Here is a 23,483-nt window from a genome sequence, read left to right on the forward strand (position 1 = left end):
GCCAGAATTATACATGAACAGTCGCGCTAGATCGTGTATCTAACTAATAATCTTAAACGGTCGATCAGGTATAATGGCAAAAAAATAGATGAGTGTAAGTCGAGTGAAAAGTCTAAAGGGAATCTTTGCAGTTTTAGCCTTGGGTGTATTGGCACTATTGCCATTAAAATATGCACAAAAATTTGGTGCCTTTTTAGGAAGTCGAATGTATCAAAAAGGTGCCAAAAACAAGATGTATCAACACACCAAGTCAAATATAGAGCTTTGTTTTAGTGAGCTGACAGAGCAAGAGAAACAATTATTGATTAAAGAAAGCTTAGAGCAAACAGGGCAATCTGTCTCTGAAATGGGAATGTCTTGGTTGTGGCCAGTCAATAAAACACTGAAGAAGATTAAGAAAGTAAATAACGAAGAAGTTATTACACAAGGTATTGAGGCTGGAAAAGGTGTCATTTTAATTGCACCACACTTGGGTAATTGGGAAATACTAAACTTGTATCTTTCCAATCGCTATACCTTCACGGCGATGTACAAACCACCTAAACAGAAACAATTGGACGAACTAATAAAACGTATGCGTGCTCGATTAGGTACAGATATGGCACCAGCCAATGTTCAGGGTGTTCGTAAGGTGATGAAAGCACTTAAGCGGGGTGAAATGGTGGGTATTCTTCCTGATCAGGAACCAGAGATTGAAGGCGGTATCTTTGTTGATTTCTTTAATACCCCTGCCCTAACCATGAAACTACTGCCTCAGTTAGCCGCACAAACGGGTGCTACAGTGGTGTGTGGTTACGCAAAACGGCTACCCAATGCGGAAGGGTTTGAAATATTTTTTAGTGAAGCCGATCCAGAGATAGCCACAAAAGATATTCATGTCGCGGCCAGTGCTATGAATCGCTCAGTAGAGCGTTGTGTTAAAGAGTTGCCGTCACAGTATCAGTGGGAATACAAACGCTTTAATACGCGCCCTGAAGGAGGCGCTAAGATCTACTAATCTTAGAAGACTTACACAGACAATGATTAGTCATAGTCGATGATAAGAGATGGCTCAACGACGCCAAAAAACGGGGGTGAATAATACCAATAAGGTAAAGACCTCTAAGCGACCTAACAACATTGAAAAGCATAAAATCCATTTGGCAGTGTCGTTAATGCCACCAAAATTGTCAGCGACATCCCCCAAACCAGGACCTAGGTTTGTAATGGTGGCGCCAACAGCAGACCAAGCCGTTACCTGATCAAGCCCTGTTCCCATCAATATAATCATCATAATTACGAAGACTAAAAGATAGACAGAAAAGAAACCCCATACCGCTTGCAACACATTGTCTGGTATCGGCCGACCACCTACTTTGACAGGGAATATAGCGTTGGGATGAACAAGACGTTTTATCTCACGATGTCCCTGTTTCAGAATCAATAGAATACGGATAACCTTCATACCACCACCGGTAGACCCAACGCATCCACCAATGAAAGCGGTAACAAATAACATAAAGGGCAGCATGACAGGCCAGTAGGCAAAACTACCAGTACCAAAACCTGCTGTTGTTGCGATAGATACCGTCATAAACGCAGCTTGTCTGAGTGATCGTGTTGGTTCATAGACCTCGTGGATAAGGAGTACTGCGAAGGTAATGATGAAAGTGATGGCTAAAATACTAAGAAAAAATTTAACCTCAGAATCTTTAAAATAATGGGTAATCGACTTGGCACGCCAAGCTAAGAAATGAAGTGCGAAGTTCATTCCACATAGGATCATAAAAAAGATGCCAACGAGTTCAATCTTGGCATTATCAAAATGACCGATGCTGGCGTCATAGGTTGAAAAACCGCCAATAGCCACGGTTGAAAAACTGTGGCCTATGGCATCGAACCAAGACATACCCGCAGCCCAATAGGCAACAGCGCAAAGAATGGTCAGTAGAGCGTATATTACCCAAAGCGCCTTGGCCGTTTCGGTGATTCTAGGCGTTAACTTAGTATCTTTAACAGGACCAGGAATCTCAGCACGATAGAGCTGCATTCCCCCGATACCTAACATGGGTAAAATGGCGACGGCAAGAACGATAATCCCCATACCGCCAAGCCACTGAAGTTGCTGACGATAATAGAGGATGGATTTAGGTAAATAATCCAAACCGGTTATGACCGTTGCACCCGTTGTCGATAATCCAGATATCGACTCAAAAACTGAATCAACAAGGGTCATGTCAGGTTCTGTGGAAAGATAAAGCGGTATCGCTCCAAAAACACCCAGAACCGACCAAAACAGCACCGTGATTAAGAATCCATCACGTATGCGCAACTCGCCTCTAACGCGATAAAAAGGAACCCAAACAAGAAAGCCACACAAAAGTAGTATGAAGAAAGCCGAAATAAAGGCGCCATGTGCGCCATCTGCGTAATAAAACGAAACAGCGATAGGTGGCAACTGTGCAAAGCTAAAAAGCATCAACAGTATACCAAGGACCCGAAGCGTTAACTGATAATGCATCGTTCGTGCCTCAGAAGAAAGTCAGACCGACTTGGAATAAGCGCTCTACATCAGGAATCTTGCGCTTATCAACCAAGAAGAGAATGACATGATCGTCGTTTTCAACAACGATATCATCATGAGCAATGAGTACCTTATCGTTACGAATAATCGCACCAATTGTCGTACCGGATGGAAGATTAATATCTTCAATTGCACGACCCACTACTTTAGAAGAGTTTCGATCACCGTGAGCAATGGCCTCCATAGCCTCTGCTGCACCACGACGAAGTGAATGCACAGCCACCACATCTCCACGACGAATATGGGTCAGTAATGAACCTATGGTTGTTTGTTGAGGTGAAATCGCAATATCAATAACACCCCCTTGAACCAAATCGACATAGGCGGGATTATTGATTAACGTCATCACCGTGCGAGCACCCTGACGTTTAGCAAGCATGGAAGCCATGATATTGGCTTCATCATCATTGGTAAGCGCACAAAATACATCGGTATCTTCGATATTCTCTTCAATCAACAAATCACGATCTGAAGCACTGCCATGCAACACAATGGTATTGTTTAAGCGTCTAGCTAAACTTTGACAGCGGGGTAATGAACGCTCAATGATCTTGACCTGAAAACTGTTCTCTAAGCTTTCAGCTAATCTGGCGCCAATATTACCGCCACCTGCAATCAAGATACGACGATACGGCTTGTCCAAGCGTCGTAGCTCACTCATAACAGAGCGTATATCCTTTTGAGCAGCAATAAAGAAGACTTCATCATCGGCTTCAATGACCGTGTCACCTTGAGGAATAATCGGACGATCCTGTCTAAAAATAGCAGCTACACGCGTATCTACATTCGGCATGTGAGAACGTAAGTAGGAGATCTCTCGACCGACTAAAGGGCCGCCGTAATAAGCACGCACAGCCACTAACTGAGCCTTGCCCTCAGCAAAGTCTAGGACTTGAAGAGCGCCAGGATGTTGAATCATTTTTTTGATATGAAGAGTGACCGATTCTTCCGGGCTGATAAGTACATCAACTGGCATCGCCTTAGAGCCGAACAGAGAGCGATCGTTATAAAGATAATCATGCTCACGAATACGGGCAATTTTAGTCGGGATATTGAAGATGGTATGGGCAACCTGACAAGCAATCATATTAACCTCGTCAGAGTTGGTTACCGCAATCAGCATATCAGCATCTTGAGCGCCGGCTTGGGCAAGCATAGAAGGAGTAGAAGCAGGTCCTTCTATTGTTCGTATATCCAACCTATCAGCCAGTTCTCTTAGACGAGCAGAGTCAGTATCAATGATAGTAATATCGTTGGACTCACTGGCTAAGTTTTCAGCTAAAGTTCCACCGACCTGCCCTGCGCCTAAAATAATGATGTTCATGCGTCGCTGATTCCGTTTGCGGGTAACTTAATTAGTTTGGCATAGAAAAAGCCATCATGGCTGTTTAATTGAGGAAAAAATTGTGTGCCATATGGACGCACTAACCCAGTAGAAATAGCTAAAGGCTGATGAAGGGCGTCTGTGTGCTGCTTGCAAAAACGCTCTATGATGCGTTCATTTTCTTGTGGGAAGATCGAGCAAGTGGCATAGAGTAAGGTTCCACCGGGTTTCAGTATTTGCCATAGATTCTCAAGGATCGCCATTTGCAGGGTGGCTAGCTTTAACAGATCTTCATTTTGGCGTAGTAGTTTAATGTCTGGATTGCGTCGAATGACGCCACTACCACTACAGGGTGCATCTACCAAAATACGATCGTAGGCAACCCCATCCCACCAGTCTTGGCTGGACGCATCACCTTCGAAAACACGACAGTATTCTGATAATTGAAGTCGGTTAAGGTTTTCACGAATACGAGGGATGCGCAGGGGATTAAGTTCAACAGCATCGACCTGAGCAGCGCTATTTGCGTGATGTTCTAATAGGTGACAGAGCTTACCACCGGGTGCTGCACATGCATCCAACACACGTTCACCGGGTTGAACATCGAGTAACGCTGCACTGAGCTGAGCAGCTTCATCTTGCACACTGCATTCACCCAGATCAAAACCGGGAATGTCGAGCACATCCATTGGCTCTTCAAGTATAATCGCTTGGGCCGATAATTGACCCAGTTGAGCATGAATACCCTCTTCTGCCAGCTTGCTGTGGAATGTCTCTGTAGTGAGTAAGTGCTTATTGACCCTGAGCGTCATCGGTGCGCGAATATCATTTTGAATAAGTATCTGTTGCCAATGATCAGGCCAGTTATGCTGCAGTTTGGTTACCATCCACTCTGGATGATTCCAGTGATACAAATCACTCTGCTGTGACAGTTGCTGATCCAGCTCAACCGCTTCGCGTTGATAGCGACGCAATACAGCGTTGATTAAGCCTGTCGCCCACTCTTTATTGAGGCGCTTGGCTAATTCGACAGTTTCATGAATAACCGCATGTTCTGGAATACGTAGTTCACGAAGCTGATACAAACCTATGAGTAAACAGGCTTGAAGGTCCGCATCTTTAGCTTGGAAAGGTTTTTTAAGCAGATATTGCGTCAATGCATCAAGACGAAAATATTCTCGTGTAGTGCCATAAACCAATTGTTGTAATAGTCCGGTATCTCTTGCACTGACCTGTTTAAGGTAGTCCGGTAACAGTGAACTCAATGAGCCCTGTTGTTGAAGTAACGAAGTCAGTATCTGTGTTGCTGCCAAACGGACATCAGTCACTAGTTAAACCTCATGCCTTCAAAAAATGAGTGTTGGCCATTTAAAATTGCGTTGACTGGAAGGGCTTTTTTACCCGGTAACTGAATTTGGGTAACGCTTAATGTTCCTTGCCCAGTGGCGATGACTAACGCATTTTTTTCAATTTTGACCAGTGTTCCTGGTTCCTCTTGATAGTGGTCTGCGTTGGAATCAGCTGACCAGATACGAAGATTTGCAGGGTTAGCACCGCTTTGATCAAAATCAACGTGACAAAAAGCCACCGGCCAAGGATTTAAGCCTCTTATTTGCCGAGCAAGTTGTTCTGCAGACATCGACCAATTTAGTTTCCCCTCTTCCTTAAGCAATTTGCTGGCATAACAGGTTAAACCTTCATCCTGAATTTCAGCCGTTAGTTTCCCTTGTTCCAAAAGCGGTAAGCTCTCAATAAGGGATTCAGCTCCCAAAACTGCCAATCGATCATGTAAGCTACCCGCAGTATCATCGTGATAAATGGGAGTATGCTTCTTGTAAAGCATGTCACCCGTATCTAACCCCAATGCCATTTGCATAATGGTAATGCCGGTTTCGGTATCGCCTGCTAATAACGCTCGATGAATAGGTGCGGCTCCACGCCAGCGAGGTAACAAAGAAGCATGCACATTGATGCAGCCCAGCTTTGGTAAATCAAGGACCTTTTGTGGTAACAACAATCCATAGGCTGCCACAATCATTAGGTCAGCATTCAAATCAGCTAATTCTTGAGTAGCCTCTTCAGATTTGAAGTTTAAAGGTTGATATACAGGGAGCTGATGTTTCAACGCTAATTGTTTAACCGGACTCGCGGTTAATTTTTGACCTCTACCCGAAGGACGATCAGGCTGTGTATAAACCCCCACAATCTGATAATCATGATCAATCAATGCTGCTAAGCTACTGGCTGCAAAATCAGGTGTGCCCGCAAAGACAATGCGCAGTGGTGAATTCTTCGAACTATCCAACTCACCCCCCATTAAAACCTCCATCAAAACCACTCCAGTCGTTTAGCGCTGTGCTTGCTGATCAAGTTTATGCTGCTTTTCCAGCTTACTGCGAATTCGTTGGCGCTTAAGTTTAGAAAGATAGTCAACAAACAGTTTACCATCGAGGTGATCAAGCTCATGTTGAATACAGACCGCCAATAAACCATCTGCTTCAAAATTTTGTGGATTACCGTTGCGATCAAGTGATTCGACAGCGATGCGACGTGGTCTTTCTACGGTATCGTAGAACCCAGGAACTGATAAACAGCCTTCTTGCATCTCGTCTAATTCTTCTTCAATGATTGTGTAGCTAGGATTGATTAAAACCAAAGGTTCAGTGCTGTCATCAGACAGGTCGATAACTACAACCTGTAAGTGGACATTAACCTGAGTAGCCGCTAAACCTATACCGTTGGCTTCGTACATGGTTTCAAACATATCATCGATAAGTTTGCGAATATCATCGTCTACCTTTTCGACAGGTTCTGCAATGGTGCGTAAACGGGGATCAGGAAATTCAAGAATATTGAGCTTGGACATAGGTATACATCATTAATAGGTCTAGAATGGATAAGATAGGTGTCGTAATGCTTTAATATGCCTATTATACTGAATACACAACTGAATGCATTGTTATGATGGTTGATCTGCGTTGAATAGATCAAAAATTGAACGCTGAATACTTTCTGATCAAAGGGAAGCGGATATGAAACAACTGCTTTGCGGTCTGCTTGTAGCAGGCTTACTCTTTTCCAGTGTCGCTACGGCACAGACTGCACAGGCTCCACTAGAGCTAAAGCCTAATCATCCGACTGAATATGTCGTGGTTAAGGGCGATACGCTTTGGGGTATTTCGGGGCATTTTCTTAATCGACCTTGGCGTTGGCCAGAAATTTGGGGGGTTAACCCGCAAATTGCCAATCCACATCTTATCTATCCGGGGGATGTTATTTACCTGACATGGGTAGATGGACAACCGAGGCTTGGCTTGCGTCCAGGTGAAGAGCGACTGAGTCCACGTGTACGAGAACTGCCGCTGGAACAAGCTATTCCTGCAATACCTCTTCGAGATATTAACAGCTTCATTAGTGACAACTTAGTTGTACAAGAAGATGTTCTTAGTCAAGCTCCATATGTCGTAGCGGGTGAAAACCGCCGCTTAATCAGTGGTGCAGGTGATCGTGTTTATGGTCGTGGTGAGTTAATTCGCGATGATCGTAACCAAGCAATTTATCGTCCCGCAACTGAATACATTGATCCAGTTACTGGTGAGTTTCTGGGTTATGAGTTATTCAAGGTTGCAGACACTCGGGTGACCAGTGTTAACGACGATATTATTACGATGGATTTGGTTCGTTCGAATGAAGAAGTTCGTGCGACCTATCGAGTGTTGCCAACTGAAGAGACTCGTATTCAGTCAGTATTCCATCCCAAACCTGCCCCAGAAGGTGTTGAAGGTTTGATTATTGGTTTATTGAAAGGGGTCTCCAGTGCAGGTCAATTTGATGCTGTCGTGCTCAATGTGGGCCAACGTGAAGCGGTAGAGCCAGGACATGTGTTCTCTGTTTACCGAACTGGTGAAGTGGTTCGCGATCCTATCGCAGGTGGTCAAATTCAACTGCCTTCAGAGCACGCCGCTATCCTGATGGTCTTTAAATCTTTCGATAAAGTCAGTTACGGCTTAATTATGCGTGCGACTAATGTTGTTTCTATCGGTGATGAAATTCGTAACCCTGATTAAAAAGGATGCGTCATGTCTAGCGATCCAAGGGAGTGGATCGCTGTCAGCCAGTTGCCGGGCTTAGGTCCGGCAACCCTTTCCAAGCTGACAGCTCAAGGAATCTCTCCAGCTCAACTCTTAGCTTTCCAATTACCCGAAGATGTTCGTTTAAGAGCGGACACGCGTCATGCCCTTCATACTATCAATCTTAAGTCGTTACTAGCACAGGCCGATGCGGTTATTACACGTGGCTTAGCGCTAGGGTTAACCTTAATCAGTATCGACAGTGAATCCTACCCTTCTTTATTGAAAGAGATTGATGATCCACCGCCCTTGTTATGGTTAAAAGGCAACATTGAATTGCTACAACAACCTCAGCTAGCCATCGTAGGCAGTCGTAAGCCCTCAGTAGCTGGCGCTTCCAGTGCTTTTGAGTTTGCCCGATCCCTAGCCAGCAGTGGCTTCATTATCACCAGTGGTTTAGCTCAGGGTATTGATACTGCAGCGCATAAAGGAGCTTTAAAAGCCGATAGACCCACGCTTGCGGTGTTGGGAACCAGTCCAGAGTTTATTTATCCAGCAGTGAATCAACATCTGGCTGACAATATTGTCTCTAGTGGTGGCTTGCTCGTCTCTGAGTTTCCACCGGGATCTAAAGCGCGACCAGAAAACTTTCCAAAACGAAATCGAATTATTTCTGGGCTGGCCGTTGGTACCTTAGTGGTTGAGGCTGCTGTCCGAAGCGGTTCGTTAATTACCGCAAGGTTGGCCATGGAGCAAGGTCGAGAAGTGTTTGCTATTCCTGGAAGCATTCATAACCCTTTAGCTAAAGGCTGTCACATGCTTATTCGCCAAGGGGCTCTACTCGTTGAAAATCAGCAGCAGATTTGTGAGCCTTTGTCTCCAATGCTGGGATTTTTGGCTGATCAAATCACTCAAGTCGCTCAAGATAAACTCAAAGACGTCACAACACGAGTGGAAAATCTTTCTGATAAAGAAACAATGTTACTCCAGCGAATTCGGCAGTCAGCAATAACCTTAGACCAATTACATGCAGAAACCACCATCACGATCAGTGAGCTACAGCAAATGCTGATAAACTTACAGCTTGAAGGTAAAATAGATGTCATGGGTGATCGTTATCTGGCGTTGTGTTGAATTGATCACTTTAGAGTCAGTTTGCTTTTCCCACAATAGGAATAGGAGTATCCTGTCGAGCTTTCTTTTTCGGCAGGCGCGCAGCGTTTGTAATAATGACTTTGATACAGGATTGAAAGAATGCAGCCAAAAGTAGGCGTAATTATGGGGTCTCGGTCAGATTGGCCAACCATGGAACATGCGGTGCAAATGCTTGAAAAGCTCGGCGTTCCTTATGAAACTCGAGTTGTTTCTGCTCATCGCACGCCAGATCTGTTATTTGAATACGCCAAATCGGCCGCTGACCGTGGTCTGCAAGTGATTATTGCTGGAGCAGGAGGCGCAGCGCACCTGCCTGGTATGGCTGCTTCACAAACCTGCCTGCCTGTGTTGGGCGTGCCGGTTGAATCTAAAGCCTTAAGTGGAATGGATTCTCTGTTATCTATTGTACAAATGCCAGGCGGCATTCCGGTTGGAACGTTGGCCATAGGTAAAGCAGGCGCTACTAACGCTGGCATTATGGCTGCACAAATTGTTGCACTTCAAGATGCCCAGGTTAAGCAGGCACTGACAGCGTTTAGAGAAGAACAAACACGTACCGTATTAGAAAATTCAGATCCACGTGGCGAATAATAGGTAATTAGATCGATGAAAATTGGTGTGCTAGGCGCTGGACAATTGGGGCAAATGTTAGCTCTTTCGGGCTATCCATTAAGTAATCGTTTCTCATTTTTCGATACCACCGGCAGCCCGAGTGCTGAAATTGGTGAAACCCTTTGCGACCCCTCTGGCGATCAATTGGAAAGTTTCCTGTCTCAGGTTGACTTGGTTACCTATGAGTTTGAACACCTACCCTTAGATTTAGTTAAGCGTGTTGCGGAGCGCAAAGCCTTGTATCCCGGCGTTGAGGCCTTGCGGGTTTGCCAAAATCGTGAAGCTGAAAAAGCACTTTTTGATCGTCTTAATATCCCCGTAGCGGCTTACCGTGTTGTCGAATCAGCCGAACAGCTTGCACAGGCATGCCAAGTCTTGATGCAGCAGGGTGCGGCTGCCGTGGTGGCTAAATCTATTACAGAGGGCTATGACGGCAAGGGTCAAGCGGTGTTGAAAGATCCATCAGAAGCAGAGACTGCGTGGCAACAGATAGGTCATTCACGCCTGATTGTTGAAGCGTTTGTAGACTTTGTTCGCGAAGTATCTATTATCGCCGTTCGGGGCCGTCAAGGTGATGTGGTTTTCTACCCTTTGGCGGAAAATCATCATGCCGAAGGTATTCTGCGCTATTCGCTGGCCCCTTTACCCGATGTCACTGATGCAGTTCAGCATCAAGCAGAAGCTTATATTCATAAACTTTTAGATAGTCTCGACTATGTTGGTGTCCTAACACTTGAGTTGTTCCAGTGTGCAGACGGACGTTTACTCGCCAATGAAATGGCTCCCAGAGTTCATAACTCAGGGCATTGGACACAAAACGGCTCCATAACCAGTCAGTTTGAAAATCATCTACGAGCCATTCAAGGCCTGCCGCTTGGTTCTACTAAGGCTCTCAAGCCAACTTGCATGATCAATATTATCGGTCAAATGGGCGATACCCAGCATATTTTGGCTTTGGAGGGCGTTCATCTTCATTTGTACGGTAAAAGTGAACGTTCAGGACGTAAGTTAGGTCATATCAACGTTGTTGCTGATGACTTAACCAGCTTGATCAAGCAAGTGCGCCTAGTATCACAGCATCTTCCCAATGCTCCTGAGCCTAAGTTTACCTGCGTGGCTGTATAGTTGTCCCCTATCGTTTCGTGCCGAAGTAAGGAGCGTTTATAGATGAATAACTGGCCAATTAAAAGAGCTGTTGATGTGATGCATTCAGGTGGAGTGATTGCCTACCCCACTGAAGCTGTCTGGGGACTGGGTTGTGATCCCTATAATGAAAGTGCAGTCAGGCGCCTATTACAGTTAAAGCGTAGACCCGAACACAAAGGGTTAATTTTGGTCGCGAGTTCCGAGGCGCAGATTTCAGAACTCTTGAAGGGTCTTTCTGATCAACAATTAGAGCAATTAAAGCAGACGTGGCCAGGCCCTAACACCTGGCTATTGCCTGATCCTTATGATCTTGTTCCGAGTTGGGTTAAAGGTCATCATTCAGAGGTAGCCATTCGTGTTTCTGCGCATCCGTTAGTCAAGCATTTATGTGATGCATGGGGTGGACCTATCGTGTCAACCTCTGCGAATCCTGCGACTGCTGAACCCGCAAAATCTGCATTGAGAGTGAAGACATACTTCGGCTCAAGGCTAGATTATATAGTCAATGGTGAACTAGGTGGCTCAAATAGGCCCAGTACCATTCGATCAATCACCAGTCTATCAACGATAAGATCATAGTGAGCACTTACATTGATAATTACTGTTTTAGAACTTTTTTAGGAGAGCTCAATGCAACAGCCTGATACTAAACGGGTTAAAGACTATCTGTTAGCACTGCAAGATAGTATCTGTCAGGCTTTCACTGAGTTAGACGGACAAGTGTTTATTGAGGATGCTTGGGATAGGCCCGGAGGCGGTGGTGGGCGCAGTCGTGTACTATCCGATGGTAATATCATCGAGAAAGGCGGAGTGAATTTTTCCCATGTGTTTGGTGAAGGTTTACCTGCCTCTGCAACCGCGCATCGACCCGAATTAGCCGGTCGTTCTTTTCAGGCGATGGGCGTTTCTCTGGTGATACACCCGCATAATCCTCATCTTCCGACATCCCATGCCAATGTGCGTTTCTTTATTGCAGAAAAAGAAGGTGAAGATCCGGTGTGGTGGTTTGGTGGTGGTTTCGATTTAACCCCCTACTATGGCGTTGAAGAGGATTGTGTTCATTGGCATCAAGTTGCAAAGCAGGCATGCCAACCCTTTGGTGAAGACTATTACCCGCGTTACAAGAAGTGGTGTGATGACTATTTCTTTTTGAAGCATCGAAATGAGCCTAGGGGTATCGGTGGCTTGTTTTTTGATGACCTCAATACACCAGACTTTGAAACCAGCTTTGCTTTTATGCGGTCAGTAGGTGATGCCTACATAGATGCTTATAGACCCATCATTGAAAAAAGACGTGATACCCCTTGGACAGAGGCTCAACGTGATTTTCAGTTACATCGTCGGGGCCGCTATGTTGAATTTAACTTGGTGTACGACCGTGGCACCCTCTTTGGTCTTCAGTCTGGCGGTCGAACAGAGTCAATTCTGATGTCTTTACCACCGACGGTTCGCTGGAGTTATGACTGGGCACCGGAAGCTGGATCGGAAGAGGCGCGTTTGTACACAGATTTTCTAATATCAAAAGATTGGCTTGGAGAAGATGATGCTTGATCAGTATGCAGTCTTTGGCAATCCCATTTCCCATAGCCGTTCGCCCTTTATTCATGACTGTTTTGCACGTCAGCAAAATCAGCAGATGCAATATCGGGCAATTGAAGTAGCCTTAGATAGCTTCGCCCAAGCAGTATCACAGTTTCTGCAAGCAGAAGGTAAAGGTCTTAACGTCACGGTTCCCTTTAAAGAACAAGCTTGGAGCTTAGCAGAACAAAGAACCCCTCGTGCAGAACGCGCAGGTGCGGTGAATACTCTGTGGCGTGATGAACAAGGGCGTATTTGCGGGGACAACACGGATGGCGTGGGTTTGGTTAACGACCTAATACATAATAACGGTGTCAAGTTAGAGGGTGCCAGCCTATTAATGCTTGGCGCTGGCGGTGCTGTTCGCGGGGTTTTGCAGCCACTTATCGAAGCAGGTTGTCGTAAAATAATGATTGTTAACCGCACAGCTGAAAAAGCACACGCATTAGCCACTCACTTTAGTGAGATATTGCCATCAGATCAGCAATTAGCTGCGGGTGGCTATGAAGATTTAGAAAACACTGAAGCCTATGATGTGATCATCAATGGTACCTCTGCCAGTTTGGTCGGTAACCTTCCGCCGGTCAACACAAGCGTAGTCAGTGCTAACACACTTTGTTATGACATGATGTATGGGACAAAACCAACGGCCTTCTGTCAGTGGGCAATTGACCACTCAGCCGCCAGAGCCATTGATGGGTTAGGGATGTTGGTGGAGCAAGCAGCAGAAGCTTTTTTATGCTGGCGAGGTGTCCGTCCTGAAACCGCTCCGGTGATCGCTTTACTGAGACAAAGTTTGGCTCATCAATAATGGTTTGGTAGGTTTTTCAGGACTCATAACCTTGCATCGATTGTCACATTAGCGTTATAACCTGACACTAAATACTCCTGTCTTTGGATGGCATATATGACAGATTCCACGCGACTTGACACCACCCTTCTTTGCGCAGACCAGTTATACCGTGTTTGTGACCCCAAAGACCTGCCTTTTCTGACCACTGAATCGATAGAGCCGTTTAATGGTTTCTTTGGGCAGGAACGTGCCATAGAAGCCATGGATTTCGGCATCAGTATGCAGCGGCATGGCTATAACCTGTTTGTCATGGGCAACCCGCATACCGGTCGCTTCTCTTTTGCCATGGAAAATCTTAAAAACTATGCCAAGAAGGATCAAAAACCAGCGGATTGGTGCTATATCAATAATCTATCCGATGGTCGTTACCCTGTTGTGCTTCAGCTTCCAGCGGGAAAAGCACAGCAAATCAAAAAAGATGTCGAAAATCTTTTCGAAAACCTGTTAACAGAGCTTCCTGCCGCCTTTGAAAGCCCTGGCTATCAGCGCATGAAAAGCCGTATCGAGCGTGATTTCACCAAACGTTATGATCAAGCCGTAGATTCTGTCGAGCGTAAAGCGCGTGATGTGAATATCGCTGTTTATCGTGATGCCGGTACCATCGGCTTTACACCCTTAGCAGATGGTCAAGCAATGGATGAAGCGGCCTTCTCACAACTTCCAGAGGAAGAGCGAGATACCATTCAACAAAATATATCCGATCTAGAAGATCAGTTGAATGAAGCGCTGACTGAACTACCTAAATGGCGACGTGAAGCGGCGGCTCAGATCCGTAATTTAGACAGTGAAACCACGCGTAAATCGATTTTGCCGTTAATTGCACAGTTACGTGACCGTTATGTCCACCATGCCAATATCATTAAATATTTGGGTTATGTTGAAAAAGATCTGATTAAAAATGTCGCCGAAATCGTTGGAGATGAGCGCAGTTTAGAGATTAAAACCGATCAGATGCGCCAGCAGTTTTTAGAAGAAAACTACGGCATCAACTTGCTCGTTGACAATCACAAGACCAAAGGTGCGCCTGTTGTTTATGAAGCTCATCCTAGTTATGAAAATCTCTTCGGTCGAGTGGAATACAATAGCGAAATGGGTGCACTAGTCACTAACTACACCCTGATTCGTCCCGGAGCCTTACACAGAGCCAACGGTGGTTATCTTCTACTAGAAGCGGAAAAGCTATTAGAACAGCCCTTTGTCTACAGTGCATTAAAACGCGCGTTGAAGTCGCATGAAATTCGCATCGAAAACCCTGTCAGTGAATACACGGGGGTGAGTACGATCACCTTGAACCCTCAACCGGTTCCGCTGAAAGTAAAGGTGATCTTGGTCGGTGGGCGTGATATCTATTATCTGCTGCAAGAGCTAGATCACGACTTTGAAAAGATGTTTCGTGTAGTGGTCGATTTCGATGAAGATGTGAAACGATCACCTGCCAGTGTCCGTAACTATGCCCGTTTAATGAAGACACTCGCTGTAGAAGAAGGCTTGGCGCCACTGAAGCGTGAGGCCGTAGCTCGCCTCACAGAGCACAGTTCACGGATGGCGGAAGATCAAGAGATGCTTTCAGCGCATATCGGCGAGTTAGTGGATCTGCTTTGTGAAGCCGATTTCAGGCGCCGTCAAAAAGGCGATGACTTGATCGGTGCTCAGCACGTCGAAATGGCATTACAAGGTAAAGAGCGCAGAACAGGACGCTTATCAGAAAAAATTCTAGAAAGTATGCTTAACCGTACCGTGCTGATCGATACCGAAGGCAGTGCAGTAGGTTGTGCCAATGGTTTAACTGTGTTGCAAGTCGGTGATGTTTCCTTCGGCACACCCGCACGCATTACTGCCACGGTTAATCCAGGCAATAAAGGCATTGTCGATATCGAACGTGAAGTCACGCTAGGACAGCCGATTCACTCTAAGGGCGTGCTGATTTTATCCGGTTACTTAGGTCATCAATATGCACATGATTTCCCTATGACCTTGTCCGCGAGTATCGCCATGGAGCAATCCTACGGTTATATCGATGGCGACAGTGCGTCACTGGCAGAAATCTGCACCTTAATCTCTGCCTTAACCGCTATACCGATTCTGCAGCAGTTTGCGACAACGGGTTCGATTAACCAGTATGGCGAAGTCCAAGCGATTGGCGGCGTGAATGAAAAGATCGAAGGCTTCTTCCGTTTGTGTCAAACACGTGGTTTAACCGGCGATCAAGGTGTGATTATTCCCAAAGCCAATGTGCGTAACTTGATGCTGAAAAAAGATGTGGTTGATGCCGTTAAAGCGGGGCAATTCTCGGTTCATGCCGTCAGTCATGTGGATCAATGTTTAGAGCTATTGATGGGACGTAAGGCTGGTCAACTTAAAGCCGATGGTCACTTTACCCAGCGAAGCATTAACGCACTGGTGGTTAAACGTTTGCGAGAAATTGCTAAGGCTAAGCCCTAACGGTATCAGCATGAATGTCATAAAAGGATTTCTCTATCTTCTTGGATTCCTGCTTCTGGGCGATGTTGTCGTTACTTTGCTAGGCTTGCCCATCTCCGCGGGCGTGATTGGAATGCTGTTACTAACAGGCTGGTTGCTGGTTAGAGGTCGAATGCATGATGATATTGCCGCCATCAGCCAACCTTTGATTACCCTCCTCGCCATGCTGATTATGCCGGGTGTGGTTGGTGTGTTCTTTGTACTGGGGGATTACTCACAATACTGGTTGGCAGCCTTGCTAGCCTTAGTATTGGGCACTTTGCTTAGTGTGCTTACCACGCTTTGGTTAATGTCTCGAATGATGCCGCGCCAGCCAAAGCAGGATCAGGCAGATGAGTGACTTTCTAGCAAGCTACACAGCCTTAATTGACCATTTAACCGCCACACCGATCGCCGCGATTGCGATTACACTGCTTGCCTTCTTTTTGGGTAATGCCATCTTCCAAAAAATGGGACGCCCTACCTGGTGCCCGGGTATATTAATCGCGGCATTAATTGTGGTGTTGATATTGATCCTGCTGCGTATCGACTATGTTCAATATCAAGAAGGTGCTCGATGGATCATACTGCTACTCGGTCCCGCTACAGTGGCCTTAGGGGTACCGCTATTTCAGCAAATACATCATATTCGCGCACTGTGGAAACCGATTCTGTTTACCCTTCCATTAGCAGCGATCATGGCCGCTTTATACGCGATTCTACTTGCATGGTTAGCAGGTGCTCCGCCTGAACTCCTTGCTTCCTTTGCACCAAAATCTGTTACCGCCCCAATTGCCATAGGCATTACTGAACAACTGGGTGGTTCTATTCCCATTCTGATGGGTGGATTGTTGGTCACCGGTGTGATGGCAACCCTCTGGGTCAACCTATTAGGTCGCTGGCTGAAAATAGAAGATCACCGCATCCTTGGCTTTGCCCTCGGCATCAACGGCCACGCCATCGGCACCGTCAGAGCTTTTGAAATCAGTCCCACTGCTGGCGCCTTTGCATCTTTGGGAATGGGATTAACGGGAGTGTTTACCGCACTGTTTCTGCCGTTGGTTTGGATATTGATGGGGATGTAGGGAGATCGGGGTCGGAGTAACATCTCCCGCAGCAAGTCATTTGCTGGCATCGGTTCAAGTCGATATCCCCCATCCCCTTTAATGGAGAAGGTTTATGCAGTCACACGTGTTAGATTTTTGGTTTAAAGAACTTGAACCTAAGCAATGGTGGGAAAAAAACCACCAGTTGGATTTAATGATTCAGACTAAATTTGGCTCGCTACATCAACAGGCTAAAGCGGGCGAGTTATTTGAATGGCGGGAAACGCCGTCAGGTAGTCTGGCTGAAGTCATCGTTCTTGATCAGTTCTCTCGTAATATCTTTCGTGACACGTCAGAATCTTTTGCATCTGACCCTCTTGCCTTGGCATTAGCACAGTTCGCGATATCCAAAGGGTTTGATCTTGAATTACCACCTACGGAGAGGAGTTTTCTTTATCTTCCCTTTATGCACAGTGAGTCTAAAGTCATTCATCAACAGGCAATCAAGCTCTTTGAAGCTTTGGGCAATGCAAATAGCTTGGAATTCGAGCGTAAACATAAGGTGATCATTGATAGGTTTGGACGTTATCCACATCGAAATAGTATTTTAGGGCGTGTATCGACTGATGAAGAAGTTGAGTTTTTAAAAGAGCCTGATTCAAGCTTCTAAATCTGTTTAGAAGCTTGAAAGGTCAAAATCTAAGCTCAGCTTACTGACTCCACTCCTCCTGCAAATGCAGATCCTTCAACTGCCGATAGTTATTTGCACTGTAGCTAAAAAACGCCATCTCTTTTTCGGTCAGAGGTCGCACTTGTTTGGCAGGACGACCAACATATAAATAACCGCTTTCTAAGCGTTTACCCGGTGGCACGAGGCTTCCTGCGCCGATCACCACCTCATCTTCCACAACCGCGCCATCCATCACCATACTACCCATGCCAACCAGTACGCGATTACCGATGGTACAACCATGCAGGGTGACTTGATGGCCTACAGTGACCTCATCACCAATGACGAGCGGAAAGCCGTCAGGGTTGAAGGGGCCTGCATGTGTGATATGTAGTACAGAACCATCTTGAATGCTGGTGCAACGACCGATACGAATACGGTGCATATCCCCGCGAATCACGGTTAACGGCCAGACAGAAGAGTCATCCCCTATTTCTACGTCTCCAAGAACCACGGCGGTAGGGTCGACAAAAACGGCCTTGCCAAGAATGGGCTGTTTACCCTGATATGAACGTATATGCATGGAATACCCTATTGATCAGTTGAAAAGTGACAGACTTTTCCCCATTGTATACTACAAGATTGATACAGATCACGGATTGGCCTGTTGAAAGGCTTTTCACTTATACGAGGCAGATTATGCAAAACCCTTTACTTCATCCCCAGCAGTTACCGCCTTTTAGCCAAATCAAGGTTGATCAGATAGAGCCAGCCATCGATGCATTGATTGAAGAAAATCGTCATCTAGTCAACGCCCTCACCGAAACAGAGCAAGACCATGATTGGGACTCCTTTGTACAACGCTTAGAAGATACCAGTGATAAGTTGAGTTACGCTTGGTCTATCGCATCACATTTGAATGGTGTGATGAATTCCGATGAGTTACGTCAGGCATACAATGCCTGTTTGCCGAAGTTATCCGCCTATTGGACTGAAATGGGGCAGCATAAAGGACTCTTCTCGGGTTATGAGGCTTTAGCGAAAAGTGAGCACTTCGCCTCGCTGGATAAGGCTCAACAGAAGGTATTACAGAATACGCTGCGTGATTTTAAGCTTTCAGGTATTGCCTTGCCGGAAGCAGAACAACAGCGCTATGCAGAGATACAGCAGCGCCTTTCCGAGTTAACCAATACCTTTTCTGAAAATGTGTTAGATGCCACGCAAGGTTGGTATTTTCATACGGAAGATCCATCAGATCTGCAAGGTTTGCCTGACGATGCGATTGAAGCTGCCGCAAATGCCGCCAAAACGCGCGAATTGGATGGTTGGGTCATCACCTTGGACTTCCCTTCTTATTACGCTGTGATGACCTATGCCAACAACTCAGCCGTGCGTGAGCAGCTTTATCGAGCCTACTCGACGCGTGCCTCTGATCAAGGGCCGGATGCTGGGCGTTGGGATAATGGCCCGATCATGAATGAGATTTTGGCATTACGACAAGAGTTGGCAAAATTATTGGGTTTTACAACCTATGCGGATCTGTCACTGGCCACCAAGATGGCTGAAAACGGTGATCAGGTGATTGGCTTTTTAAATGATTTGGCCGAAAAAAGCCGCCCCGTTGCTGAACAGGATTTAGCGGATCTAACCGCCTTTGCCAAAGAGTTGGATGGCACTGAACAGTTGATGCCTTGGGATGTCAGCTATTATGCCGATAAGTTAAAGCAGTCGCGTTATCAGGTGTCTCAACAGCAACTTCGCCCCTACTTTCCCTTACCAAAAGTGTTGAATGGATTGTTTGGCATTGTGGAGCGTTTATTTGGTATTCGCATTGAAGAACAAGCAGATGCCGATACTTGGCATGAGGATGTTCGATTCTTCCGATTGTCACGTGACGGTGAGACCCTCGCTTACTGTTATTTAGATCCCTTTGCCAGAAGCAATAAGCGCGGTGGTGCGTGGATGGCGGATTGCCGAGATCGTCGTCGCCTAGCCGATGGTCAAATACAGCTTCCCGTTGCCTATTTGGTCTGTAACTTTACTCCACCCGTGAGCAATAAGCCTGCGCTGTTAACGCATGATGAAGTGACGACTTTGTTCCATGAATTTGGTCATGGATTACACCACATGCTTACTCGCGTGGATTATCCAGAGGTGAGCGGTATCAATGGTGTTGCCTGGGATGCGGTTGAATTGCCAAGTCAGTTCCTGGAAAACTGGTGCTGGGAACCGGAAGGCTTAGCGCTGATGTCGGGTCATTACGAAACCAATGAACCACTGCCCAATGAACTACTGGAAAATATGCTTGCCGCTAAGCATTTCCAAGCCGGTATGATGATGGTCAGACAGCTTGAGTTCTCGCTATTTGATTTCAAACTACATCAATGTTTTGAAGCCGGTGTCACCGACGTTCAGCAAGTGTTGGACGAAGTCAGAAAACAAGTTGCTGTGATGACGCCGCCGAAAGAGAATCGCTTCCAACACAGTTTTGGTCATATCTTCTCGGGAGGCTATGCAGCGGGCTATTACAGCTATAAATGGGCAGAAGTTTTATCAGCCGACGCCTTCTCACGTTTTGAAGAGGACGGTGTATTTAGCCCAACCGCAGGCGAAGCCTTCCGTAGCAACATTCTAGAGAAAGGTGGTTCTGCAGAGCCGATGGAACTGTTCGTTGCCTTCAGAGGACGTGAGCCTAAGGTCGACGCGCTATTACGTCACAATGGTATTGTTAAAGCAGCCTGAGGGTATTATGGAACCAGTAAAGCGCTTTATTGCAGGGGCTGTGTGCCCTCGCTGTGGAAAAATGGACTCGGTGCGAATGCATCGAGACGAAGAGCGTGAACATCGTGAGTGTATTGAGTGTGGTTTTAGTGACTCTTTGCGCTTAGATGGCCGTCCTGAACCAAAAGAGATCGACACTCGTGTGCACAAAGAAAAGCACGAGGATCGACTTTCTGCTCAAGCCACCAAACCCAAAGAGGTTAAAGCCGAGCCCATTCGGTTGCTTGATCCAGGGAAGTCTTGATCAAAGCCATCTTCAATTCTGGCTTATGGTTCATCGCTATTCTACCGGTTCACTCTGGCGCTAAACCCCAGCGGTTTTGCTGAGTAAGGCGCCAGTACACCCAGCCACCTGTCAGGCTTCGGGCGATAAAAAAGCTTGAAAAGGCTAACCATAAGCCATGATTCCCCATGCCCTGAGTGAGCCACCAGACGGGTAAAAACACCAAGATCACCGAAATAATCATGGTGTTTTGCATCACCTTCACTTGTGTCGTACCAATAAAGATACCGTCCAACAGATAGCTCCAGACAGCCAGTAGAGGTAAGGCGACTAACCAAGGTAGATACTGCCCCGCTATGGCTCTGACTTCATTGATGCTGGTTAGCCAGCTAATCACTGTCTCTCCTGCGATAGCAAAGAAGAGTGTGATTAGCATCGCTGAGATTAAAGACCATAGAGTTGCCGTCAGGATAATTTGATAGAAATCTCTTTTCTTCTTTCGTCCTAATGCCCTGCCCGCCAGTGCTTCGGTTGCATGCGCAAATCCATCTAAGGCATGAGAAATCAGCATTAAAAAGTTAAGCAGAACCGCATTGGCTGCAACCACATCGGTACCCATTCTCGCCCCTTGCGCGGTAAAAAAGGCAAAGCAAAACAGTAGAAGTAAGGTACGTACAAACAGATAACGATTCACGTGAAACAATTCAGCGTAATCATGCCAGTAAAGTAAGGCTTTTGCTTTAAATTCACCGGATAGATTTAACAGCAGCTTTCTACAAAACCATAATCCCATTAATAAGCTAGCGTATTCAGCGATCACGGTTCCCAGCGCGACTCCTTCGGTACGCATGCCCAAACCAAAAACAAATAATAGGTTTAATACAATGTTGATAACATTGGTCAGGGTCAGCAGCAATAGAGGAATGCGTGTATTTTGATTACCGACGAACCAGCCCAGAAGAACAAAGTTACACAAGACTGCCGGTGCACCCCAAGCACGAATTAGCGCGTAACGACGCGCTTCATCAATAACATCCGGTGCCGCACCAGTAAGCTGTAAAGCTAATTCAATTAAGGGACCTCGTAATAGCCAGATCAATATGCCGATGACGCTGGCGATCAACAAGGACTGTCCTAAATAGCGACGTATGCCCGAACCATCATCACGTCCATGTGCTTGTGCGACAAGCCCCGTGGTTCCCATGCGAAGAAAGCCAAAGGTCCAATAGATGCTGGTAAAAATAACTCCGCCCACTGCAATGGCGGCTAAGTAGCGAGGTTCCGGTAGATGACCCATAACGGCTGTATCCACAAGACCCAGCAAAGGCACGGTGATATTGGATAACATCATGGGCCAAGCAAGTTGCCATACGCGTTGATGTGATGCGCGATCCGGACGGTAACGTATCAGCGAGGAAAACATTAGCGTCCGTAACGTTGAGGCAAGCTGTAAAGCACTAGGAAAATGATCAACGCAGTCACCACAACCGAAGGTCCCGCAGGTGTATCAAAGGTCCAAGAGCCCCAAATACCGCCAGTCACAGCGAGCATCCCAAGAAACGATGCAATGACCGCCATCTGTTCAGGTGTAGCAGCGAGTCTTCTGGCGGCCGCCGCCGGAATGATTAATAAGGAGGTAATTAGCAGAATACCCACCAGTTTCATGGCGACGGCAATGACCAGAGCGATCATCAACATCAAAGCTAAGCGAGTAGCGGTGACGTTCACCCCTTCAACTTGAGCAAGCTCTTCATTAATGGTAATGGCTAACAAGGGATGCCACAGTCGCCATAAGGTGAGTAAAACTAGTAATCCACCACCAAACACCCACAACAGATCTGCTGGCGCAATGGCTAGGAGATCACCAAAAAGATACTCCATTAAATCGATACGAATATGATCTAACAGAGAGACAGCCACTAAACCGATCGACAAAGTACTGTGCGCCATAATACCGAGTAATGTATCGGTGGCGACAAAGTGCTGTTTTTGCATCGCCACCAGTAAAATTGCCAGCAATACGCAGCAGGCCATTACCGCTAGATTAAGGTTAATATTAAACAGGAAGCCCAAAGCGACGCCCATTAACGCCGAATGAGCAAGGGTATCGCCGAAGTATGCCATACGACGCCAAACAACAAATGCACCTAAAGGTCCAGTGATTGCCGCGACACCCAAGCCACCCAGTAATGCAATCAAGATAAATTCAGGCATTTTTGGAGGGCTCCTGATGTAAGCAGTTCTCGCGTAACAGCTCTGGATGGCTATCTAGCCGATCATGCGTATGGTCATGATGGTGGTTATACAGAGCAAAGGCATCCGCTTGCGAGCGCCCAAACAGTTCAATAAATTTAGGGTCGTTGCTGACGCGTTCGGGATGCCCAGAGCAGCAGATGTGCTTATTCAGACAGACCACGTGGTTAGTAGACGACATCACCAGATGAAGATCATGTGAGATCATCAAAATGCCACATTGTCGTTGTTGACGTATCGCACTAATTAACTGATAGAGCTCTGTTTGACCGTTCACATCAACGCCTTGTACGGGTTCATCCAATACCAGCAGTTGTGGGTCACGCAGCAGTGCTCGCGCCAGTAACACACGTTGGGTCTCGCCACCCGACAGGTCGTGAAAAGAGTGTTTTAACAGATGTTGAGCACCTACCTGCTCTAAGGTATGTTCCAGTTGAGCTTTTTCAGGTTTCAATCCGATATTCAAGAAGCGTCTAACCGTCAATGGCATGGTGCGGTCAATATGCAGTTTTTGTGGCATGTAGCCAACGCGAAGATTAGGCTGACACCAAAGATTCCCTGAAGTAGGTTTAATCAGACCTAGGACTACTCTAACCAGTGTCGTTTTTCCTGCACCGTTGGGACCTATTAGGGTGGTTATACAATTGTCATGTAATGAAAGCGTTACATTGCTTAGAACATCTTCTCTGGCGTAACGAACAGAGATTCCCTCTAAGCGAACGAGGTCTTGATGCGGTGTGGACATGGTT

At 46.3% G+C, this 23,483-nt stretch carries 23 protein-coding genes; 14 read left to right on the forward strand and 9 right to left on the reverse strand.

Annotated elements, in window-relative coordinates:
• Positions 1 to 88 precede the first annotated feature (88 nt).
• Entirely contained in the window at positions 89 to 997 is a 909-nt protein-coding gene (locus F7R24_RS09380; protein WP_151670996.1) for a lysophospholipid acyltransferase family protein, read from the forward strand.
• Between the two features lie 54 nt (positions 998 to 1,051).
• Here F7R24_RS09380 and F7R24_RS09385 read toward each other — a convergent pair whose 3' ends face one another.
• The 5 genes from F7R24_RS09385 to def are packed head-to-tail and all read right to left on the reverse strand — an operon-like array spanning position 1,052 to position 6,753.
• On the reverse strand, positions 1,052 to 2,500 hold the full coding sequence (locus F7R24_RS09385) for a TrkH family potassium uptake protein (protein WP_151670997.1): 1,449 nt from the start codon (positions 2,498 to 2,500) through the stop codon (positions 1,052 to 1,054).
• A gap of 10 nt (positions 2,501 to 2,510) precedes the next feature.
• Positions 2,511 to 3,887, reverse strand: a complete 1,377-nt coding sequence (gene trkA, locus F7R24_RS09390) for a Trk system potassium transporter TrkA (protein ID WP_151670998.1) — start codon at positions 3,885 to 3,887, stop codon at positions 2,511 to 2,513.
• Complete coding sequence (gene rsmB, locus F7R24_RS09395; RefSeq protein ID WP_151670999.1) at positions 3,884 to 5,215, reverse strand: 16S rRNA (cytosine(967)-C(5))-methyltransferase RsmB; 1,332 nt, start codon at positions 5,213 to 5,215, stop codon at positions 3,884 to 3,886. The genes trkA and rsmB overlap by 4 nt, the downstream gene beginning before the upstream one ends.
• Complete coding sequence (gene fmt, locus F7R24_RS09400) at positions 5,215 to 6,216, reverse strand: methionyl-tRNA formyltransferase (protein ID WP_240776069.1); 1,002 nt, start codon at positions 6,214 to 6,216, stop codon at positions 5,215 to 5,217. The genes rsmB and fmt overlap by 1 nt, the downstream gene beginning before the upstream one ends.
• 18 nt (positions 6,217 to 6,234) lie before the next feature.
• Positions 6,235 to 6,753, reverse strand: a complete 519-nt coding sequence (gene def / locus F7R24_RS09405) for a peptide deformylase (RefSeq protein WP_151671000.1) — start codon at positions 6,751 to 6,753, stop codon at positions 6,235 to 6,237.
• A gap of 166 nt (positions 6,754 to 6,919) precedes the next feature.
• Here def and F7R24_RS09410 point away from each other — a divergent pair, with 166 nt between their 5' ends.
• The 11 genes from F7R24_RS09410 to F7R24_RS09460 all read left to right on the forward strand — a co-directional run bounded on the left by F7R24_RS09410 (position 6,920) and on the right by F7R24_RS09460 (position 17,477).
• A complete protein-coding gene (locus tag F7R24_RS09410; RefSeq protein WP_151671001.1) occupies positions 6,920 to 7,954 on the forward strand; it encodes a LysM peptidoglycan-binding domain-containing protein in 1,035 nt (344 codons plus the stop codon).
• Between the two features lie 12 nt (positions 7,955 to 7,966).
• A complete protein-coding gene (dprA, locus tag F7R24_RS09415; RefSeq protein WP_151671002.1) occupies positions 7,967 to 9,091 on the forward strand; it encodes a DNA-processing protein DprA in 1,125 nt (374 codons plus the stop codon).
• Between the two features lie 120 nt (positions 9,092 to 9,211).
• Positions 9,212 to 9,703 (forward strand): 5-(carboxyamino)imidazole ribonucleotide mutase, encoded by a 492-nt coding sequence (gene purE, locus F7R24_RS09420; protein WP_151671003.1) that lies wholly within the window; start codon positions 9,212 to 9,214, stop codon positions 9,701 to 9,703.
• 15 nt (positions 9,704 to 9,718) lie between these two features.
• Positions 9,719 to 10,849 carry a 5-(carboxyamino)imidazole ribonucleotide synthase gene (locus F7R24_RS09425; RefSeq protein WP_151671004.1) on the forward strand — a complete coding sequence of 377 codons (1,131 nt, stop codon included), beginning with the start codon at positions 9,719 to 9,721 and terminating at the stop codon, positions 10,847 to 10,849.
• 42 nt (positions 10,850 to 10,891) lie between these two features.
• Complete coding sequence (tsaC, locus tag F7R24_RS09430) at positions 10,892 to 11,449, forward strand: L-threonylcarbamoyladenylate synthase type 1 TsaC (protein WP_151671005.1); 558 nt, start codon at positions 10,892 to 10,894, stop codon at positions 11,447 to 11,449.
• 51 nt (positions 11,450 to 11,500) lie between these two features.
• Positions 11,501 to 12,421, forward strand: a complete 921-nt coding sequence (gene hemF / locus F7R24_RS09435; RefSeq protein WP_151671006.1) for an oxygen-dependent coproporphyrinogen oxidase — start codon at positions 11,501 to 11,503, stop codon at positions 12,419 to 12,421.
• Positions 12,414 to 13,259 carry a shikimate dehydrogenase gene (gene aroE / locus F7R24_RS09440; RefSeq protein ID WP_206057514.1) on the forward strand — a complete coding sequence of 282 codons (846 nt, stop codon included), beginning with the start codon at positions 12,414 to 12,416 and terminating at the stop codon, positions 13,257 to 13,259. The genes hemF and aroE overlap by 8 nt, the downstream gene beginning before the upstream one ends.
• A gap of 96 nt (positions 13,260 to 13,355) precedes the next feature.
• Entirely contained in the window at positions 13,356 to 15,743 is a 2,388-nt protein-coding gene (locus F7R24_RS09445) for a Lon protease family protein (protein WP_151671008.1), read from the forward strand.
• Between the two features lie 10 nt (positions 15,744 to 15,753).
• Positions 15,754 to 16,122 carry a CidA/LrgA family protein gene (locus tag F7R24_RS09450; RefSeq protein ID WP_151671009.1) on the forward strand — a complete coding sequence of 123 codons (369 nt, stop codon included), beginning with the start codon at positions 15,754 to 15,756 and terminating at the stop codon, positions 16,120 to 16,122.
• A complete protein-coding gene (locus F7R24_RS09455) occupies positions 16,115 to 16,846 on the forward strand; it encodes an LrgB family protein (protein WP_151671010.1) in 732 nt (243 codons plus the stop codon). Before F7R24_RS09450 ends, F7R24_RS09455 begins: the two co-directional genes overlap by 8 nt.
• A gap of 94 nt (positions 16,847 to 16,940) precedes the next feature.
• Positions 16,941 to 17,477, forward strand: coding sequence for a DUF924 family protein (locus F7R24_RS09460; protein ID WP_151671011.1), 537 nt, complete (start codon positions 16,941 to 16,943; stop codon positions 17,475 to 17,477).
• A gap of 40 nt (positions 17,478 to 17,517) precedes the next feature.
• Here F7R24_RS09460 and F7R24_RS09465 read toward each other — a convergent pair whose 3' ends face one another.
• Positions 17,518 to 18,060 (reverse strand): gamma carbonic anhydrase family protein, encoded by a 543-nt coding sequence (locus tag F7R24_RS09465; RefSeq protein ID WP_151671012.1) that lies wholly within the window; start codon positions 18,058 to 18,060, stop codon positions 17,518 to 17,520.
• 116 nt (positions 18,061 to 18,176) lie between these two features.
• On the opposite strand from F7R24_RS09465, the gene prlC reads away from it, so the two are divergent.
• Both prlC and F7R24_RS09475 read left to right on the forward strand, forming a co-directional pair.
• Complete coding sequence (gene prlC / locus F7R24_RS09470; RefSeq protein WP_151671013.1) at positions 18,177 to 20,219, forward strand: oligopeptidase A; 2,043 nt, start codon at positions 18,177 to 18,179, stop codon at positions 20,217 to 20,219.
• A 7-nt stretch (positions 20,220 to 20,226) separates the two neighbouring features.
• On the forward strand, positions 20,227 to 20,502 hold the full coding sequence (locus tag F7R24_RS09475; protein ID WP_151671014.1) for a YheV family putative zinc ribbon protein: 276 nt from the start codon (positions 20,227 to 20,229) through the stop codon (positions 20,500 to 20,502).
• Positions 20,503 to 20,551: 49 nt separating this feature from the next.
• Here the strand turns inward: F7R24_RS09475 and F7R24_RS09480 are convergent, their stop codons facing one another.
• The 3 genes from F7R24_RS09480 to znuC are packed head-to-tail and all read right to left on the reverse strand — an operon-like array spanning position 20,552 to position 23,479.
• Entirely contained in the window at positions 20,552 to 21,904 is a 1,353-nt protein-coding gene (locus F7R24_RS09480) for an MATE family efflux transporter (RefSeq protein WP_151671015.1), read from the reverse strand.
• Entirely contained in the window at positions 21,904 to 22,695 is a 792-nt protein-coding gene (znuB, locus tag F7R24_RS09485; RefSeq protein ID WP_151671016.1) for a zinc ABC transporter permease subunit ZnuB, read from the reverse strand. The genes F7R24_RS09480 and znuB overlap by 1 nt, the downstream gene beginning before the upstream one ends.
• Positions 22,688 to 23,479: a zinc ABC transporter ATP-binding protein ZnuC gene (gene znuC, locus F7R24_RS09490; RefSeq protein ID WP_151671017.1), complete on the reverse strand. Its 792-nt coding sequence runs from the start codon at positions 23,477 to 23,479 to the stop codon at positions 22,688 to 22,690. The genes znuB and znuC overlap by 8 nt, the downstream gene beginning before the upstream one ends.
• Between the last annotated feature and the right edge of the window lie 4 nt (positions 23,480 to 23,483).

It is taken from the genome of Nitrincola schmidtii (genome assembly GCF_008973715.1).
GTDB lineage: Bacteria > Pseudomonadota > Gammaproteobacteria > Pseudomonadales > Balneatricaceae > Nitrincola > Nitrincola schmidtii.

Excerpts from the sequence above, each read along its gene's own strand:
- F7R24_RS09380 (WP_151670996.1), top strand. The coding sequence starts at position 89 with ATGAGTGTAAGTCGAGTGAAAAGTCTAAAGGGAATCTTTGCAGTTTTA.
- F7R24_RS09385 (WP_151670997.1), bottom strand. The coding sequence starts at position 2,500 with ATGCATTATCAGTTAACGCTTCGGGTCCTTGGTATACTGTTGATGCTT.
- trkA (WP_151670998.1), bottom strand. The coding sequence starts at position 3,887 with ATGAACATCATTATTTTAGGCGCAGGGCAGGTCGGTGGAACTTTAGCT.
- fmt (WP_240776069.1), bottom strand. The coding sequence starts at position 6,216 with ATGGAGGTTTTAATGGGGGGTGAGTTGGATAGTTCGAAGAATTCACCA.
- def (WP_151671000.1), bottom strand. The coding sequence starts at position 6,753 with ATGTCCAAGCTCAATATTCTTGAATTTCCTGATCCCCGTTTACGCACC.
- F7R24_RS09410 (WP_151671001.1), top strand. The coding sequence starts at position 6,920 with ATGAAACAACTGCTTTGCGGTCTGCTTGTAGCAGGCTTACTCTTTTCC.
- dprA (WP_151671002.1), top strand. The coding sequence starts at position 7,967 with ATGTCTAGCGATCCAAGGGAGTGGATCGCTGTCAGCCAGTTGCCGGGC.
- purE (WP_151671003.1), top strand. The coding sequence starts at position 9,212 with ATGCAGCCAAAAGTAGGCGTAATTATGGGGTCTCGGTCAGATTGGCCA.
- F7R24_RS09425 (WP_151671004.1), top strand. The coding sequence starts at position 9,719 with ATGAAAATTGGTGTGCTAGGCGCTGGACAATTGGGGCAAATGTTAGCT.
- tsaC (WP_151671005.1), top strand. The coding sequence starts at position 10,892 with ATGAATAACTGGCCAATTAAAAGAGCTGTTGATGTGATGCATTCAGGT.
- hemF (WP_151671006.1), top strand. The coding sequence starts at position 11,501 with ATGCAACAGCCTGATACTAAACGGGTTAAAGACTATCTGTTAGCACTG.
- aroE (WP_206057514.1), top strand. The coding sequence starts at position 12,414 with ATGCTTGATCAGTATGCAGTCTTTGGCAATCCCATTTCCCATAGCCGT.
- F7R24_RS09445 (WP_151671008.1), top strand. The coding sequence starts at position 13,356 with ATGACAGATTCCACGCGACTTGACACCACCCTTCTTTGCGCAGACCAG.
- F7R24_RS09450 (WP_151671009.1), top strand. The coding sequence starts at position 15,754 with ATGAATGTCATAAAAGGATTTCTCTATCTTCTTGGATTCCTGCTTCTG.
- F7R24_RS09455 (WP_151671010.1), top strand. The coding sequence starts at position 16,115 with ATGAGTGACTTTCTAGCAAGCTACACAGCCTTAATTGACCATTTAACC.
- F7R24_RS09460 (WP_151671011.1), top strand. The coding sequence starts at position 16,941 with ATGCAGTCACACGTGTTAGATTTTTGGTTTAAAGAACTTGAACCTAAG.
- F7R24_RS09465 (WP_151671012.1), bottom strand. The coding sequence starts at position 18,060 with ATGCATATACGTTCATATCAGGGTAAACAGCCCATTCTTGGCAAGGCC.
- prlC (WP_151671013.1), top strand. The coding sequence starts at position 18,177 with ATGCAAAACCCTTTACTTCATCCCCAGCAGTTACCGCCTTTTAGCCAA.
- F7R24_RS09475 (WP_151671014.1), top strand. The coding sequence starts at position 20,227 with ATGGAACCAGTAAAGCGCTTTATTGCAGGGGCTGTGTGCCCTCGCTGT.
- F7R24_RS09480 (WP_151671015.1), bottom strand. The coding sequence starts at position 21,904 with ATGTTTTCCTCGCTGATACGTTACCGTCCGGATCGCGCATCACATCAA.
- znuB (WP_151671016.1), bottom strand. The coding sequence starts at position 22,695 with ATGCCTGAATTTATCTTGATTGCATTACTGGGTGGCTTGGGTGTCGCG.
- znuC (WP_151671017.1), bottom strand. The coding sequence starts at position 23,479 with ATGTCCACACCGCATCAAGACCTCGTTCGCTTAGAGGGAATCTCTGTT.